Source organism: Methylibium petroleiphilum PM1 (assembly GCF_000015725.1).
Taxonomy (GTDB): domain Bacteria; phylum Pseudomonadota; class Gammaproteobacteria; order Burkholderiales; family Burkholderiaceae_C; genus Methylibium; species Methylibium petroleiphilum.
Genome location: NC_008825.1, coordinates 1,591,556 through 1,607,148 on the forward strand (window position 1 = coordinate 1,591,556; position 15,593 = coordinate 1,607,148).

The window sequence follows — 15,593 nt, forward strand, 5'->3', positions numbered from 1 at the left end:
TCACCCCCGGCCGGCGAGGCGCATCAGCCCAGCGCGTCGGCCCAGATGTTCTTCGCCCAGCCGAGCGCGTACTGCGCCTCGAGCGCATTGCGCTCGCTCGACAGGCCACCGGAGCCGGCCACCGTCTTGAAGGTCTTCTCGGCCTCCACGTACTCGTGCACGCTGGCGACGTGCACCACCAGGTCCGGCGCGACGAAGCTGTAGCAGGTGTTGGTCAGCAGCGGCTTCGGGTTCGGCGCCAGGCCGGAGAGCTCAGACACGATGGCCGCAGCGGCCACCTTGGCATGCGAGTTGGCCATGTGGCCGGACTTGGGCATGCCGGCGGCGAGCTGGATGGCATCGCCGATCACGTGGATGTCCTTCGCGGCGGTCGACTGGAAGGTGAGGTAGTCGACGCCGACCCAGCGCTTGTTGGAGTTGGCCAGGCCGGTCTGCACCGCGATCTGCCCGGCGCGCTGCTGCGGCAGCACGTTCAGCACGTCGGCCTTGAAGTTCTCCTGCACCTCGAACTTGAGCGTGTTGCCCTCGATGCCCACCACCTTGTGCTGCGGTCGGTATTCGATCAGGCCGGGATAGAGCTCGCTCCAGGCCTTTTTGAACAGCGCGCCCTTCGAGGTCACGTCGGGGTTGGCGTCGAACAGCACGACCTTGGACTTCGGCTTGGCCTTCTTGAAGTAGGACGCCACCAGCGCCACCCGCTCGTAGGGCCCGGGCGGGCAGCGGTACGGCGCCTCGGGCACCGTCAGCGCATAGACGCCACCGTCGGGCAGGGCCTCGAGCTGCTTGCGCAGCGCCACCGTCTCGGGCCCGGCCTTCCAGGCCTGCAGCACTCGGCCCTCGGCATGGGCCTCGCTCAGGCCCGGAACGGTGTCGAGCTGCAGCTCGACCCCCGGCGACAGCACCAGCTTGTCGTAGCGGATGCTGCCGCCGCGCGCCAGCGTCACGGTCTTTTTGGCCGGATCGACCGCCGAGACGTAGTCCTTCACGACGGTGATGCCGTGCTGCCTGCGCAGCCCGTCATACGACGTGGCCAGCGACGACAGGTCGCGCGCGCCTTCGAGCACCAGGTTGCTGAGCGGGCAGGAGATGAAGCTGTCGTTGGGCTCGATCAGCACCACGTCGATCTTGTGGTCCGACAGCAGCCGCACGTACTTGGCCGCGGTGGCGCCGCCGTAGCCGCCGCCCACCACCACCACCTTGGCCGATTCGGGCACGCGCGATGTCGCGCAGCCGCCCAACAGCGCCAGCAGGCCGGTCGCGCCGGCACCCTGGATCAATGCACGTCTTTGCATGGCGGTCCCCCTTCTATTTCTGTGAGGCGAAGTAGCCGGCGATCGCGTCGAGCTGCGCCGGCGTGTAGCCCTTGGTGAGCTGGTGCATGATCGTCGCGGGGCGCTTGCCTTCGCGGAAGGCGGTGAGCTGTTCGACGAGGTAGGCCTTGTCGAGCCCGGCCAGCTTGGCAAGCCCGGCGTCGGTGGACGACGAGCGGCCTTCGGTGCCGTGGCAGTTGGCGCAGGTGGCGGCCCAGCTGCGCACCTGCAGGGCGGCGGCGTCCTGGGCCAGCGCGCCGCCGGCGGCCAGGCTGGCGACCAGCGCGGCAGCGGCCAGCGTCGATCTCGCAAGCAGTGTCTTCATGTCGTTCTCCTGGTTCCCCGGTCTCGGGCCGGAGCGCATGGTGCCAGCATGCCGGCCCTTTGCATATTTGCGGTGCAACTATCGATCCGCGCCCGCCGACAGCAGGGGTGTGTCATGCGCTACCAGGTAGGCCTCGGCCTCTTCGAGGATGAAGTAGCGGAAGGCCTCGGCCGACGGCGACAGCAGTTTGGACAGCAGGTGCACCACGTTCCAGCTGCGCATCACCGGCGCGCCCTCGACGTCGACCAGGTGCAGCAGGCCCGACCGCAGTTCGAGCCCCACCGTGTGCAGCGACAGGAAGGACAGGCCCATGCCGGCCATCACCGCCTGCTTGATGGTCTCGTTGCTCGACATCTCCATGCTGATGCGCGGTGCGAAGCGGTGCTCCTTGAAGAAGCGCTCCATCGCGTTGCGCGTGCCCGAGCCGGGCTCGCGCACGATGAAGGGGTAGGGCGCCAGCGCCTCCAGCGGCGGGTGGCCGAAACGCAGCAGCGGGTGGTCGGGCGGCGCGATGAACACCAGCGGGTGCGCCGCGAACGGCTCGGCGCGCGTGGCCAGCTCCTTCGGCGGCCGGCCCATCACGGCCAGGTCGCACTCGTTGGCGTGCAGCAGGTCGAGCAGCTGCTCGCGGTTCTGCGAGACCTGCAGGCGCACGTCGATGCCGGGGTGCTCCTCGCGAAAGCGCGCCAGCAGCCGCGGCACGAAGTACTTGGCGGTGCTCACCATGCCGATCGTCAGCAGCCCGGTTTCCAGGCGCTGGAAGCGCGCCATCGCGTCGTCGGCGTCCTTCAGTGTGGCCAGCAGCCGCTTGGCGTAGACCAGGTAGTACTCGCCCGCGGTGCTGAGCGAAACGCCGCGCCCGCTGCGCTCGAACAAAGGCAGGCCGACCTGCGATTCGAGCTCCTTGACCTGCATCGTCACGGCCGGTGGCGTGAGGTGCAGCGCCTCCGCCGCGCGCGCGAAGCTGAGGTGGCGTGCCACCTCGGTGAAAACCCGAAGCTGGCGGAAGGTGACGTTCTTCATTAAGGCAAATGTGAACCCGAAGCCAAGAAGATATGAATTCCTCTTAGTCCAATACGAACCTATCTTGTGCCCCAGGCCGTGTCAATCGAACCGGACCAGCAAGGAGGCCGTCTTGAACAAGCCGATGGAAGACGCAGCGATCACCGACGTCAAGAAGCGCTACAGCGCGGGCGTCCTGAAGTACCGGCAGATGGGCTACTGGATGCCCGACTACGTGCCGAAGGACACCGACACGATCTGCCTCTTCCGCATCACGCCGCAGGACGGCGTGGACCCGGTGGAGGCCGCGGCTGCGGTGGCCGGCGAGTCCAGCACCGCGACCTGGACCGTCGTGTGGACCGACCGCCTGACGGCCTGCGACAGCTACCGCGCCAAGGCCTACAAGGTGGAGCCGGTGCCGGGCATTCCGGGGCAGTTCTTCGCCTGGGTGGCCTACGACATCATCCTGTTCGAGGAAGGCTCGATCGCCAACATGACGGCGAGCCTGATCGGCAACGTGTTCTCGTTCAAGCCGCTGAAGGCGGCGCGGCTCGAGGACATCCGCATCCCGGTCGCCTACGTGAAGACCTTCAAGGGCCCGCCGACCGGTCTGGTGGTGGAGCGCGAGCGGCTGGACAAGTTCGGCCGCCCGCTGCTGGGCGCCACGACCAAGCCCAAGCTGGGCCTGTCGGGTCGCAACTACGGCCGCGTGGTCTACGAGGGCCTGAAGGGCGGCCTCGATTTCATGAAGGACGACGAGAACATCAACTCGCAGCCTTTCATGCACTGGCGCGACCGCTACCTCTACGTGATGGACGCGGTGAACAAGGCCAGCGCGGCCACCGGCGAGATCAAGGGCAGCTACCTGAACGTGACGGCCGCGACCATGGAGGACATGTACGAGCGCGCCGAGTTCGCCAAGGAACTGGGCAGCGTGATCGTGATGATCGACCTGGTGATCGGCTACACGGCGATCCAGAGCATGAGCAACTGGGCGCGCCGGAACGACGTGATCCTGCACCTGCACCGCGCCGGCCACGGCACCTACACGCGCCAGAAGAACCACGGCGTGAGCTTCCGCGTGATCGCCAAGTGGATGCGGCTGGCCGGCGTGGACCACATCCACACCGGCACCGCAGTCGGCAAGCTCGAGGGCGACCCGATGACGGTGCAGGGCTACTACAACGTGTGCCGCGACAGCGTCACGAAGCAGGACCTGCCGCGCGGACTGTTCTTCGACCAGGACTGGGCCGACCTGAAGAAGGTGATGCCGGTGGCGAGCGGCGGCATCCACGCCGGCCAGATGCACCAGCTGATCGACCTGTTCGGCGACGACGTGGTGCTGCAGTTCGGCGGCGGCACGATCGGCCACCCGCAGGGCATCCAGGCCGGGGCGGTGGCCAACCGCGTGGCACTGGAATGCATGGTGAAGGCGCGCAACGAAGGCCGCGACATCAAGAACGAGGGCCCGGAGATCCTGCGCAAGGCCGCGCAGTTCTGCGCGCCGCTGAAGCAGGCGCTCGACACCTGGGGCGAGATCAGCTTCAACTACACCCCGACCGACACCAGCGACTACGCCGTCACGCCGGGCGTGGCCTGACAGGGAGCACCCGACCATGATGACCAACCCCACCGGCCGCCTGACCCAGGGCCAGTTCAGCTTCCTGCCGGACCTGAGCGACGCCGAGATCACGCTGCAGATCGAGTACGGCCTCGGCAAGGGCTATGCGTGGAGCGTGGAGTACACCGACGATCCGCACCCGCGCAACACCTACTGGGAGATGTACGGCAACCCGATGTTCGACCTGCACGACGCCGCCGGCGTGCTGATGGAACTCAACCACTGTCGCAAGACCTTCCCGAACCACTACATCCGCCTGATGGCCTTCGACTCGACACGCGGCATCGAGTCGATCGCGATGAGCTTCATCGTCAACCGTCCTTCGAAGGAGCCGGGCTTCATGCTCGATCGCCAGGAAAGCAACGGCCGCACGATGCGCTACCAGGTGCGCGGCTACGCCGCCGAGCAGCCCGAAGGCGAACGCTACGGCGAGCGCTGAAGCACGCTGACGAGTCCGCCATGAACCAGCCGCTGTACGCCATCCCCGGAGCCTCCGAGGCCGTGCCGCCGGTCTCGGTCGCCGCGGCATCGGCGTCCGGCGCGACGACGGTGGCCGAGGTGCTGGCCGACAGCCAGGTGGAGGCGGTGCTCGACGAGCTGGACCGCGACCTCATCGGCCTGGCACCGGTGAAGCAGCGCATCCGCGACATCGCCGCACTGCTGGTGATCGACAAGCTCCGGCTCAACCTGGGCCTCGCCGCGCAGTCGCCGTCGCTGCACATGAGCTTCACCGGCAACCCCGGCACCGGCAAGACGACGGTGGCGATGCGCATGGCCGAGATCCTGCACCGCCTGGGCTATGTGCGCAAAGGCCATCTGGTGGCGGTGACGCGCGACGACCTGGTGGGGCAATACATCGGCCACACCGCGCCCAAGACCAAGGAAGTGCTGAAGAAGGCGATGGGCGGCGTGCTGTTCATCGACGAGGCCTACTACCTGTACCGCCCCGAGAACGAGCGCGACTACGGCCAGGAGGCGATCGAGATCCTGCTGCAGGTGATGGAGAACCAGCGCGACGACCTGGTGGTGATCCTCGCCGGCTACAAGGACCGCATGGACACCTTCTTCAAGTCCAATCCCGGCATGAGCTCCCGCGTTGCGCACCACCTCGACTTCCCGGACTACAACCAGACGGAGCTGCTGAGCATCGCCGACCTGATGCTGCAGCAGCAGAACTACCGCTTCGACACGGCTCCCGGCGCCGACGCCCGCGCGGCCTTCGGCGACTACCTGAACCTGCGCATCGCGCAGCCGCACTTCGCCAACGCACGCAGCGTGCGCAACGCGCTGGACCGCGCGCGCCTGCGCCAGGCCAGCCGGCTGTTCGCGGACCGCCACCGGGCGCTGAGCCGCGACGACCTCACGACGCTCAGCGCCGACGACATCCACGGCAGCCGGCTGTTCCAGCGCGGCTGACCCACAAGAACACCACACTGCACAGGAGCCCCCCATGGACCCCATCGAGCTCGAGCAATGGCTCTCGGCGCACCCTCCGGCGCTGGCCGACGTGATCCGGCACGTGGCGGCGGCCTGCGCACGCATCAGCCGGGCGGCCGCGCGCGCGCCGCTGGCGGGGCAGCTCGGCGGCGCCGGCTCGCTCAACTCGCAGGGCGAGCCGCAGCAGCGGCTCGACGTGCTGGCCGATGCCTGCGTGTCGCAGGCGCTGTCAGCCTGCACCCATGTGGCCGGCTGGGTCAGCGAGGAGCACGCCGATGTGACGGTGTCGCCCGAGCACGGCAGCGGCGGCGCCTACCTGGTGGTGTTCGATCCGCTCGACGGCTCGTCGAACGTCGAGACCAACGTGGCGATCGGCAGCATCTTCTCGGTGCTGCCCCACCTGTTCCGCGGCACGCCGGCCAGCGCGGCCGCCTTCATGCAGCCGGGCCGGCGCCAGGTGGCGGCCGGCTACGCGATCTACGGCCCCTCGACGGTGCTGGTGCTGAGCCTGGGCCAGGGCGTGCACATGTTCACCCTCGACCCGGACGCGCCCGGCGACGCCGCTCGCTGGGTGCTGACGCGGGCGGACGTGGAAGTGCCGGTGTCGACCACCGAGTTCGCGATCAACGCCTCGAACCAGCGCTTCTGGGAGAAGCCGGTGCAGCGTTACGTGGCCGAGTGCCTTGCGGGCCAGAGCGGGCCACGCGGCCGCGACTTCAACATGCGCTGGGTGGCCAGCCTGGTGGCCGAGGTGCACCGCATCCTCACGCGCGGCGGCGTCTTCCTGTACCCGCGCGACAGCAGGGAGCCCTTCAGGCCCGGGCGCCTGCGGCTGCTGTACGAGGCCGCACCGATGGCCTGGCTGATGGAGCAGGCCGGCGCGGCGGCGACCACCGGCACCGGCCCGCTGCTGGAGCTGGTGCCCGACGCGCTGCACCACAAGGTGCCGGTGATCCTGGGATCGCGCGACGAGGTCGAGCGCATCGTGACCTACCATGAGGACCCGAGCGCCAATGTGTCCTGGCAGCTATTCAAGACACGCTCGCTGTTCATCCAGCCGCAAGCCTAGGCCGACGCATGAGCCGCAAGCATCCCGTCATCGCGGTCACCGGGTCCAGTGGGGCCGGGACGACCACCGTCAAGCGCGTGTTCGAGAACATCTTCCGGCGCGAGGGCATCCGTCCGGCGGTCATCGAGGGCGATGCCTTCCATCGCTTCTCGCGGCAGGAGATGAAGGAGCGCATCGCCCAGGGCGATCTGGAGGGCCGTGCCGTCAGCCACTTCGGGCCCGACACCAACGAGTGGGCGCTGCTGGAGCAGCAGTTCCGCGCCTACGGGCAGGGCGGGCGCTGCCGTTCGCGCTACTACCTGCACAGCCCCGAGGAAGCCGAGCCCTACCAGCAGGAGCCCGGGACCTTCACGCCCTGGGTGGAGACGCCGGCCGATACCGACCTGCTGTTCTACGAGGGCCTGCACGGTTGCGTGAAGACCGAGAGCATCGACATGGTGCGGCACGCCGACCTGAAGATCGGTGTCGTGCCGATCATCAACCTCGAATGGATCCAGAAGATCCACCGCGACACCAGGGACCGCGGCTATTCCAAGGAGGCGGTGTCCGACGTGATCCTGCGGCGCATGCACGACTACGTGCACTACATCGTGCCGCAGTTCGGCGAGACCGACATCAACTTCCAGCGCGTGCCGGTGGTCGACACCTCCAACCCCTTCATCGCGCGCGACATCCCGACGGCCGGCGAGAGCCTCACGGTGATCCGCTTCAAGAACCCGCGCGGCATCGACTTTCCCTACCTGCTGTCCATGATCGACAACTCGTTCATGAGCCGTGCGAACACCATCGTCGTGCCGGGCGGCAAGATGGACCTGGCGATGCAGCTGATCCTGACGCCGATGATCCTGCGGCTGATGGAGATCCGCCGAGCCCAGTTGCAGTGAGCCCGCTGCGTCGACCCCTGAACCAAGGAACAACATGACGATCCGTCTCGTGAGCTTCGACCTCGACGGCACCCTGGTCGACACCGCCGCCGAGATCGCCGAGGCCGTGCACCGCGCCTTCGACGACGTCGGCATCGAGCGCCGGCCGCAGGCCGAGATCACCAACCTGATCGGCCGCGGCACGCGCGAGCTGATGCTCAAGCTGCTGGCGCGCGTGATGCTGGAGCAGCCGGCGCTGTCGGAGCGGGTGCAGGCCGACGCGGTGCTGGAGCGCTTCGAGCACCACTACGCCGAGACGGCGGGCTGCTTCGGCAAACCGTACCCGGGCTGTGTCGCGACGCTCGAACGCCTGCGCGACCAGGGCGTGCGGCTGGTGTGCGTGACCAACAAGGAGCAGCGTCATGCCGAGCGCGTGCTGGCGGTGACGCGGCTCGACGGCTACTTCAGCATGCTGATCGGCGGCGACACGCTGCCGGTCAAGAAGCCGCACAACGGCGTCCTGGCCCATGTGCTGCGCCACCACGGCGTCAGCGCCGACGAGGCGGCCCATGTGGGCGACTCGTCGATCGACGTCGAGAGCGCACGCAACGCCGGCGTGCGGGCCTGGGCGGTGCCGCACGGCTACAACGCGGGGGTGCCGATCGAGGATTCCAACCCGGACCGGCTGTTTCCCAACCTGCCGGCGATCGCCGACGAGGTGGACGCCGTGCTGGGGCCGCTGCCGGCATGATGTGACGCAACGATTCACGAACGGGAGACGCTGATGCTGGCCGCCTTGCTGTGGGATGTGGATGGCACCATGGCCGAGACCGAACGCGACGGTCATCTCGTCGCGTTCAACGAAGCCTTCGAGGCGCTCGGCCTGCCGTGGCGATGGAGCGTCGAACGCTACACCGAGCTGCTGCGCGTGACCGGGGGACGCGAGCGCCTGCTGCACGACATGACCACGCAGGCCGACGCTCCTGCCGGCGCGGCCGAGCGCGACCGTCTGGCCGCGGCACTGCATGCCGAGAAGAACCGCCGCTACGGCCAGCTCGTGGAGCGCGGCGCGATCGCGCTGCGCCCCGGCGTGCTGCGGCTGATGAACGAGGCCACGGCGAGCGGGGTGCAGCTGGCCATTGCCACAACCACGTCGCGCGTGAACCTGGAGGCCTTGCTGGGCGCGCAGCTCGGCACGAACTGGCCCACACGCTTCGCGGCCATCGTCTGCGGCGAGGACGCGCCGGTGAAGAAGCCCGACCCGCAGGTCTACCTGCGATGCCTGGATGCGCTGCAACTCGACGCCGACGAGACGCTCGCGATCGAGGATTCGCCGAACGGACTGGCCGCGGCCCGCGCCGCCGGTATCGCGACGCTGGTGACGCGCAGCCTGAATTTCGCGAGCCACGCCTTCGAGGGCGCGCTCGCTGTCTGCGACGACCTGGACCACCCGGCGGCGCCGTCGCCGCACCTAAAGGGCGCGCGCGCCGCGCGCATCGACCTCGCACTGCTGCGGCATTGGCATGCCACGTGGTGGCAGGAGCCGCTGCGCGCCTGAGCTCAGGCCTCGCGCTCGATGACCCAGGCCTGGTAGCGCAGCGCCGCCACGGCACCGGCGACGATGCCGGCCACCGCGATGAACGAGCCGGCCGACAGCAGCGACAGCCCGCTGAGTCCCTGGCCGATCGAGCAGCCCAGCGCCGTGACGCCGCCCACGCCCATCAGCACTGCACCGACCAGATGCTGGGCGGTGTCGCGCACGTCGCGAAAGCCCTCCCAGCGGAACTCCCGTCGCAGCAGGGCGGTGGCGGCGGCGCCGAGCAGGGTGCCCAGCACGGTCGTGATGCCGAAGCTCAGCACCGTGCCGCGGTCGGACCACAGCGTCAGCAGATCCAGCGTGTAGGCCGTGGGCGCGACGAAGCTCAGCGCTTCCGGGCGGCGAGAGTGGGTGGCGAGCCAGGCCGGCTCCAGGGTTTCGGGGTGTTCGCTCAGGTGACCGAGCGAGCCCGTGACGAACCATGCCGCGACGATCAGCGCGCCGATGGCCAGACCGCCGAGCAGCGGTCCCGGTTGCAGGAAGTCACGGCTCCGCCGCAGCCAGAGCAGCAGCGGCACTGCCAGCAGCACGCACAGCGCGGCGCGCAGCCACGGCAGCGGCAGGTCGACAACGCGAGACAGCCACGAGGGCAGATCCTGCGGGCCGGCCAGCAGCGGCCCGACCGGGTCCAGCCATTCGACGCGCGGCAGCGCGAACGCGCCGCGCAGCGTCATCTGCGCCGCGAAGCCGACGACCAGTAGAACCACCAGGGCCTTCAGGCTGCCGCCACCGGCGCGCACCAGGGCCCGCGAGGCGCAGCCCGAAGCCAGCACCATGCCGAAGCCGAAGGCCAGCCCGCCCAGGCCCTGCGCCAGCCAGCTCAGGCGTCGACCGGTGTAGATGGACGCGCTCAGGTCCACGCCGCCCAGCCCGATCAGCGCCTGCGTGCCGACCAGCGCCACCAGCGCGGCCCAGACCCAGGTGCGCAGCCGGGTCGCGTCACCGAAGTTCACCACGTCGGCGATCGCACCCATGGTGCAGAAGCGCGTGGCCTGGGCGAGGGCGCCGAAGGCGATGCCGAGGGCCAGTCCGCACAGCAGCACGGTCTGGATCAATTGACTGGGGTTCGTGTCCACGGGGGGCGGCAAGGCAAGTCGGTTCCCCGGGATTCTGACGCGCCGCCGTCAAGCTAGGTGTGCTGCCGAGTCACCTCACTGCCTACGATGCGGTCCTTCCTGTCGGAGCAAGGGGGCGTTCATGGCCACGAAGACGATCAAGCGCAAGGGACTGTCGCTGCACGCCGGTCTCAATCTGGTCAGTGGCACGCACTACGGCGGCTGGACCGGCGAGCTCAGCGCCTGCGAGTTCGACGCCGAGGACATGGCGGCGCTGGCACGCGCTCAGGGCCTCAAGCCGACGGTACTGCTGACGAGGAAGGCCACCCGCGCGGCGTTGCTCGCCCGCATCCGAGCCGCGGCGAAGGCGCTGAAGAGCGGCGACCTGTTTTTCCTGACCTACTCCGGTCACGGCGGCCAGGTGGACGATGTGACCGGTGAGGAAAGCGACAAGCTCGACGAGACCTGGTGCCTGTACGACGGGCAGCTGATCGACGACGAGCTCTATGCCGAGTTGGGTCGCTTCGCGAAGGGCGTGCGCGTGCTGGTGCTTTCCGACAGTTGCCACAGCGGCACCGTGACGCGTGCGACATCGCCCGCGCCCGGTGGCGTGCCGATGCCGCGCTCGCGCATGATGCCGCCGGCGATCGCGCGGCGGACCTACCGCGACCACCAGGCGTTCTACGACAAACTGCAGCGCGACGTGGCTCGCGCCAGCGGCGGTCGGCCGGTGGAGCCCGATGCTGCGCTGGCGCAACTGGCGGTCAGTCCGCGACTCACGGCACTGGCGGCCCGGCTGAAGGCCGCGGTCATCCTGGTGTCGGGTTGCCAGGACAACCAGAGCTCGCTCGACGGCGAGCACAACGGTGCGTTCACCGAGCAGCTGCTGCGCGTCTGGAACCAGGGCAAGTTCGAGGGCAATTACGCCGGCTTCCACGCGAGGATCAAGGCCGGCATGCCGGCGAGCCAGACACCCAACCTGTTCGTGCTGGGACCGGCCGCGACCTTCCTGCGGCAACGGCCCTTCACGCTGTGAGGCGTGCGGCGCGGTTCATGGCCGCGTCATATCCGGCCCATCAGCAGCAGCACGATGACGATCAACAGCACCAACCCGACGCCGCCGCTGGGGCCATAACCCCAGTTCCGGCTGTGGGGCCAGTTCGGGATCGCGCCGATCAGGATGAGGATCAGGACGATCAGCAGGAGGGTACCGAGGGTCATGGGATGCTCCGGGAGTGTCGAAGGACCTCACGGTAGGCGGCCCGCGGCGCCGGCGATGTCGGAGCGAGGCTCGTCGCGAAGTCGGTCAGTGCCCCGCCTGCGCGGCTACGGCAGCGAGCGACTGCGCGATGCAGCCGCGGCGTGCGATCAGCTGGCGTACTTGACGCTGCAGCCGTAGGGCGTCGCGGTGCCGGTGCTCACCGCCTTGCCGGCCAGCGACTCGGTCAGGGCGGCCTTGACGAAGTTCCGTGCGCCCTTCACGTCGGCCGGGTCGGCGGAGCGCTTGTCGTCGATGCCGCCCGCATAGATGAGCTTGCCGCCCGGATCGATGACGTACATGTGCGGCGTGGTCTTGGCGCCGTAGGCCTTGCCGACGCCGCCCGCATCGTCCATCAGCAGCGCCGTGGGTGCCGCGCCCCAGCCCTGGTACTTGGCCTGCAGCGCTGCGGGCTCGAGGTAGTCGGTGGCGCCCCGTGCGGTGGAGCTGATGCTCAGCCACGCCACGTTGCGACCGACGAACTCCTTCTGGAGGCTCTGCATGTTCTGCGAGCTGTAGTGCTTCTGCACGAAGGGACAGCCCGGATTGGTCCACTCGAGCACCACGTGCCGGCCCTTGAAGTCGGCGAGCTTCACGGTCTTGCCATGGGTGTCCTTCAGCTCGAAGTCCGGAGCCGCCTCGCCGATGCTCACGGCCAGCGCGGCACCGGGCAGCGCCGTCAGGGCGGTCGGCAGTGCGATGACCGCCGCGGCCGAGAGCGTGAAACGTCGGCGGTTGTTCGAAAAGGCTCGCATCGTCATCTCCTTCGGAACTACAGGGTCGACAAGGCCTCGCGCACGAGACCTCCGGTGAGGATCTCCGGCAGCAGCAGCGGCTCGCGGCCGGGGCGCATCAGCACATAGACGGGCACGCCGTTGCGACCGAGCCGGCCGAGCGCGGCGGTGATGCGCTCGTCGCGGTGGGTCCAGTCGGCGCGCATCAGCGCCACGTTGGAGCGGGTGAAGGCCTGCAGGGTTTCATCGGTGTGCAGCACGAGCCGCTTGTTGACCTGGCAGCTCACGCACCAGGCGGCGGTGAAGTCGACGAAGACGGCCCGGCCCTGCGCCAGATGCGCGTCGATGGCGGCCTCGTCATAGGCTTGCCAGGCCGTGTGGGGCGAGCCGGCGTTCGACGCCGTGCCGTTACCGGCCTGCGGTGAGGCCGCCCGCTCGGATACCGGCCACCCCCAGGCCAGCACGGCGACCAGCAGCACGGTCACTCCCGCGCGCGCCGCCACGCCGCGCCACACACTCGCCAGCCACAGCCCGAAAGCCAGGCCGACCAGCGCCACCAGCGCGCGCGTGCTGCCGTCGATGCCGGCTTGCTGGCCCAGCACCCACAGCAGCCACACGACGGTGGCGAACATCGGGAACGCCAAGCCTTGCTTGAGCCTCAGCATCCAGGGCCCGGGCCGCGGCAACCGCGCGCGCCAGCCCGGCCGCAGCACCAGCAGCACATAGGGCCAGGCCATGCCGAGTCCGAGCGCCGCGAACACGCCCAATGCCTGGGCCGGCGGTTGCGCGATGGCGTAGCCGAGGGCCGCGCCCATGAACGGCGCCGTGCACGGGCTCGCCGCCACGACCGCGAGCACGCCGGATCCGAAGGCGTCCACCGCTGGTCGCTGTGCGCGCCATTGCGCCAGCCCTTGCGGCATCAGAAGGCCGAATTCGAACTGGCCGGCCAGGTTGAGCCCGAGCAAGAAGAACAGCAGCGCCAGCGCGAACACCACGCCGGGCTCCTGCAGCTGGAAGCCCCAGCCCACGGCGCTGCCGGCCGCACGCAGTGCGAGCAGCGCTGCAGCGAGCGCGACGAAGCTGCACACCACGCCCACGCCGTACGCCAGCGCGTGCATTCGCAGGCGGCGGGCGTCTCCCTCCTGCCGCGCGAGGCCGAGCAGCTTGATCGACAGCACCGGGAACACGCAGGGCATCAGGTTCAGCAGCATGCCGCCCAGGAAGGCCAGGCCCAATGCCGCCAGCAGGCCCACAGGGGCGCTGCCGCGCAGCGAGGCGGGGCCCCGATCCTCGGCCGCGGCGCGCGCGCCGGCGGGGACGGTGATCGTCGCGACGGGACGCAACGGTGCGCTGAACTCGACCGAGCGTTGCGGGCCGCCCCAGACGGCGGTCCCCGAGGCGCCGGGGGCGGCCTGCGCAACGGCGATGCCGTCGAGTCGGGCCGGCACCGTTGCGCCCTCCAGCAGCTTCAGCTTCAAGGCATAGCCGCGCGGGCCGCGATAGAGCGCATGGCTTGCGGGTTCCAACAACTGTTCCGCATACGGGAAGACATGAACCTCCGGTGCATCGGCGGGCAAGTCGCCGCCTGCCGGTTCGAGCGTCAGCAGCAGGTCTCGTCCGGCCTGCTGAACCTCCGCGGTCCACGCCGAGAGGGGCCCCGCCTGCGCCGCCGCTGCCTGCGCGAACAGTGCCGCGTGCGCGGCGGGTGCGGCGTTGTCGGCGGCCGCTGCCTCGGCCACCGGCAACCGCAGATCGAGCGTCGCCTGTTCGGGGATGCAGACGTCGTTGCACACCAGCCAGCGTGCCTGGGCCTGCAGCCTCAGCGTGTCGCCCGGCCTGGCATCGGGCGGTGCCGTGTACTGCAGCGGGAGCAGCACCTCGCCTTCGTAGCCGTAGTTGACCAGCGGGCCGATCGGCAGGCGTTCGGGCGCTGGCCATTCGATCTCGCCCATCCGGCTGCCGGGCGGCAGCGTCCAGCTCAGCGTCGTGGGCAGGCCCGAATCGCCCGGGTTGCGCCAGTAGGTGTGCCAATGCGGGATGTGCTGGAGCTTCAGTCCGATCCTGAGCGTCTGACCGGCTGCCACCGCACCGCGCTCGGCCACCAGTTCGGCCGTGACGTGGTCGGTGCGCACCGCAGCCGCGTGCGCCGCGCCGCCGAGGAGGAGGGCGGCCGAGGCGAGTGCCGCGACGAACAGGGGACCGAACGGTTGGGGCACGTTGCCGAGTCTCCGGGGCTGTATCGGGAAGCGGTGCGATTCTGAGGGCAGCGCGGAGTTCCACCCTGCGGCAGGGTTGATGCGCCTCAGCGTGCAGGGGATGCAAGCCGCGTGAGCGCTTGGCGCCTTTTGAAGTACAGCGCGCTTGTAGGGCGATGCACTGAGTCACCGGCCGTGGCACCCGTGGCCCGGACCCGTAAGCCCTTGATTCCATTGCCTGCGGATCGGGAGGCGTGCGCTCTGCGGCACCGGCGGTCTCTGGCACGCCTCGTGCGCCTGACGGGGTCGTGCCATGGGAGATCCACCGATCCGTGGCCTCTGCAACGGTGGATAACAAGGAGACCAAGACCGTGAAGACGATCCAGAAGATGGGGCGCATTGCCCTGGCTGCAACCTGCCTGCTGTCGGGCGCCGCGCTGCATGCCGAAGAAGGCCCCTGGATGATCCGCGCTCGCGCGCTGCTCATCGATCCGGACAACAAGTCCGACGCGATTCCGTCGCTGGCGGTTCCTTCCAACGCGGTCGAGGTCGACAGCCGCTGGGTGCCCGAACTCGACATCAGCTACTTCTTCAACAAGAACATCGCAGCCGAACTGGTGCTGGCCTACACCAAGCTGGACGTGAAGGTGAACGACAGCGCCATCGGCGCCTTCAATGCCGGCTCGTTCTACGCGTTGCCGCCATCGCTGCTGCTGCAATGGCACTTCCTGCCGGACGGGGGCATCCGTCCCTACGTCGGCGCAGGGATCAACTACACGCACATCTCTCGCGTGAAGCTCTCGGTGCCGGGCGTGTTGCCGCTCTACCTCGACAGCAGCAGCGTCGGTCCCGCGCTGCAGGCCGGCGTCGACTTCAAGCTCGACGGTCCGTGGTCGCTGAACTTCGACATCAAGAAGGCCTGGATCGAATCGGACGTCCGCACGGGCGCCGGTGTGCGCGTGAGCAAGGTCAAGCTCGATCCCATGCTGATCGGCATCGGCGTCGGCTACCGCTTCTGAACGCCGGGGGGCCGCGGCGACGCGGCGCTATCCCCCTGAACCAGGGCCGTCCCCGCGGTGACGTCATCCTTCACCTGCGGGGGCGTGCGGTGTTCTCGCCGACGGCCG

The 15,593-nt window shown here is 69.1% G+C and carries 16 protein-coding genes; 9 read left to right on the top strand and 7 right to left on the bottom strand.

The window, feature by feature from the left end:
• Nucleotides 1-23 precede the first annotated feature (23 nt).
• The 3 genes from MPE_RS07440 to MPE_RS07450 all read right to left on the bottom strand — a co-directional run bounded on the left by MPE_RS07440 (nt 24) and on the right by MPE_RS07450 (nt 2,658).
• Complete coding sequence (locus tag MPE_RS07440) at nt 24-1,292, bottom strand: NAD(P)/FAD-dependent oxidoreductase (protein WP_011829074.1); 1,269 nt, start codon at nt 1,290-1,292, stop codon at nt 24-26.
• Nucleotides 1,293-1,305: 13 nt separating this feature from the next.
• Complete coding sequence (locus MPE_RS07445) at nt 1,306-1,635, bottom strand: c-type cytochrome (RefSeq protein ID WP_011829075.1); 330 nt, start codon at nt 1,633-1,635, stop codon at nt 1,306-1,308.
• A 78-nt stretch (nt 1,636-1,713) separates the two neighbouring features.
• A complete protein-coding gene (locus tag MPE_RS07450) occupies nt 1,714-2,658 on the bottom strand; it encodes a LysR family transcriptional regulator (RefSeq protein WP_011829076.1) in 945 nt (314 codons plus the stop codon).
• Between the two features lie 124 nt (nt 2,659-2,782).
• Here MPE_RS07450 and MPE_RS07455 point away from each other — a divergent pair, with 124 nt between their 5' ends.
• Genes MPE_RS07455 through MPE_RS07485 form a run of 7 tightly spaced genes read left to right on the top strand, consistent with a single transcriptional unit; the run spans nt 2,783 to nt 9,185 of the window.
• Nucleotides 2,783-4,237: a form I ribulose bisphosphate carboxylase large subunit gene (locus tag MPE_RS07455; RefSeq protein WP_041930003.1), complete on the top strand. Its 1,455-nt coding sequence runs from the start codon at nt 2,783-2,785 to the stop codon at nt 4,235-4,237.
• Between the two features lie 16 nt (nt 4,238-4,253).
• Nucleotides 4,254-4,697, top strand: a complete 444-nt coding sequence (locus MPE_RS07460; protein WP_011829078.1) for a ribulose bisphosphate carboxylase small subunit — start codon at nt 4,254-4,256, stop codon at nt 4,695-4,697.
• Nucleotides 4,698-4,717: 20 nt separating this feature from the next.
• A complete protein-coding gene (cbbX, locus tag MPE_RS07465) occupies nt 4,718-5,674 on the top strand; it encodes a CbbX protein (protein WP_011829079.1) in 957 nt (318 codons plus the stop codon).
• 34 nt (nt 5,675-5,708) lie between these two features.
• A complete protein-coding gene (locus MPE_RS07470) occupies nt 5,709-6,764 on the top strand; it encodes a class 1 fructose-bisphosphatase (protein ID WP_011829080.1) in 1,056 nt (351 codons plus the stop codon).
• 8 nt (nt 6,765-6,772) lie between these two features.
• Nucleotides 6,773-7,648: a phosphoribulokinase gene (locus MPE_RS07475; protein ID WP_011829081.1), complete on the top strand. Its 876-nt coding sequence runs from the start codon at nt 6,773-6,775 to the stop codon at nt 7,646-7,648.
• Nucleotides 7,649-7,682: 34 nt separating this feature from the next.
• A complete protein-coding gene (locus tag MPE_RS07480) occupies nt 7,683-8,378 on the top strand; it encodes an HAD-IA family hydrolase (RefSeq protein ID WP_011829082.1) in 696 nt (231 codons plus the stop codon).
• Between the two features lie 33 nt (nt 8,379-8,411).
• Complete coding sequence (locus MPE_RS07485; protein ID WP_011829083.1) at nt 8,412-9,185, top strand: HAD-IA family hydrolase; 774 nt, start codon at nt 8,412-8,414, stop codon at nt 9,183-9,185.
• 2 nt (nt 9,186-9,187) lie between these two features.
• On the opposite strand, the gene MPE_RS07490 is transcribed toward MPE_RS07485, so the two are convergent.
• The gene (locus MPE_RS07490) at nt 9,188-10,300 is read right to left on the bottom strand and encodes a YeeE/YedE family protein (RefSeq protein WP_237706378.1); all 1,113 of its coding nucleotides are present in this window, start codon (nt 10,298-10,300) and stop codon (nt 9,188-9,190) included.
• A 121-nt stretch (nt 10,301-10,421) separates the two neighbouring features.
• On the opposite strand from MPE_RS07490, the gene MPE_RS07495 reads away from it, so the two are divergent.
• Nucleotides 10,422-11,315, top strand: coding sequence for a caspase family protein (locus tag MPE_RS07495; RefSeq protein WP_011829085.1), 894 nt, complete (start codon nt 10,422-10,424; stop codon nt 11,313-11,315).
• 26 nt (nt 11,316-11,341) lie between these two features.
• On the opposite strand, the gene MPE_RS23240 is transcribed toward MPE_RS07495, so the two are convergent.
• The 3 genes from MPE_RS23240 to MPE_RS07510 form a co-directional block, all read right to left on the bottom strand.
• Nucleotides 11,342-11,500, bottom strand: coding sequence for a DUF3309 family protein (locus MPE_RS23240; RefSeq protein ID WP_011829086.1), 159 nt, complete (start codon nt 11,498-11,500; stop codon nt 11,342-11,344).
• A 147-nt stretch (nt 11,501-11,647) separates the two neighbouring features.
• Complete coding sequence (locus MPE_RS07505; RefSeq protein WP_011829087.1) at nt 11,648-12,292, bottom strand: thioredoxin family protein; 645 nt, start codon at nt 12,290-12,292, stop codon at nt 11,648-11,650.
• Nucleotides 12,293-12,309: 17 nt separating this feature from the next.
• A complete protein-coding gene (locus tag MPE_RS07510; protein WP_011829088.1) occupies nt 12,310-14,487 on the bottom strand; it encodes a protein-disulfide reductase DsbD family protein in 2,178 nt (725 codons plus the stop codon).
• 368 nt (nt 14,488-14,855) lie between these two features.
• Between MPE_RS07510 and MPE_RS07515 the strand changes: the two genes are divergently transcribed.
• Complete coding sequence (locus MPE_RS07515) at nt 14,856-15,485, top strand: OmpW/AlkL family protein (protein WP_041930006.1); 630 nt, start codon at nt 14,856-14,858, stop codon at nt 15,483-15,485.
• The last annotated feature ends 108 nt before the right edge of the window (nt 15,486-15,593 follow it).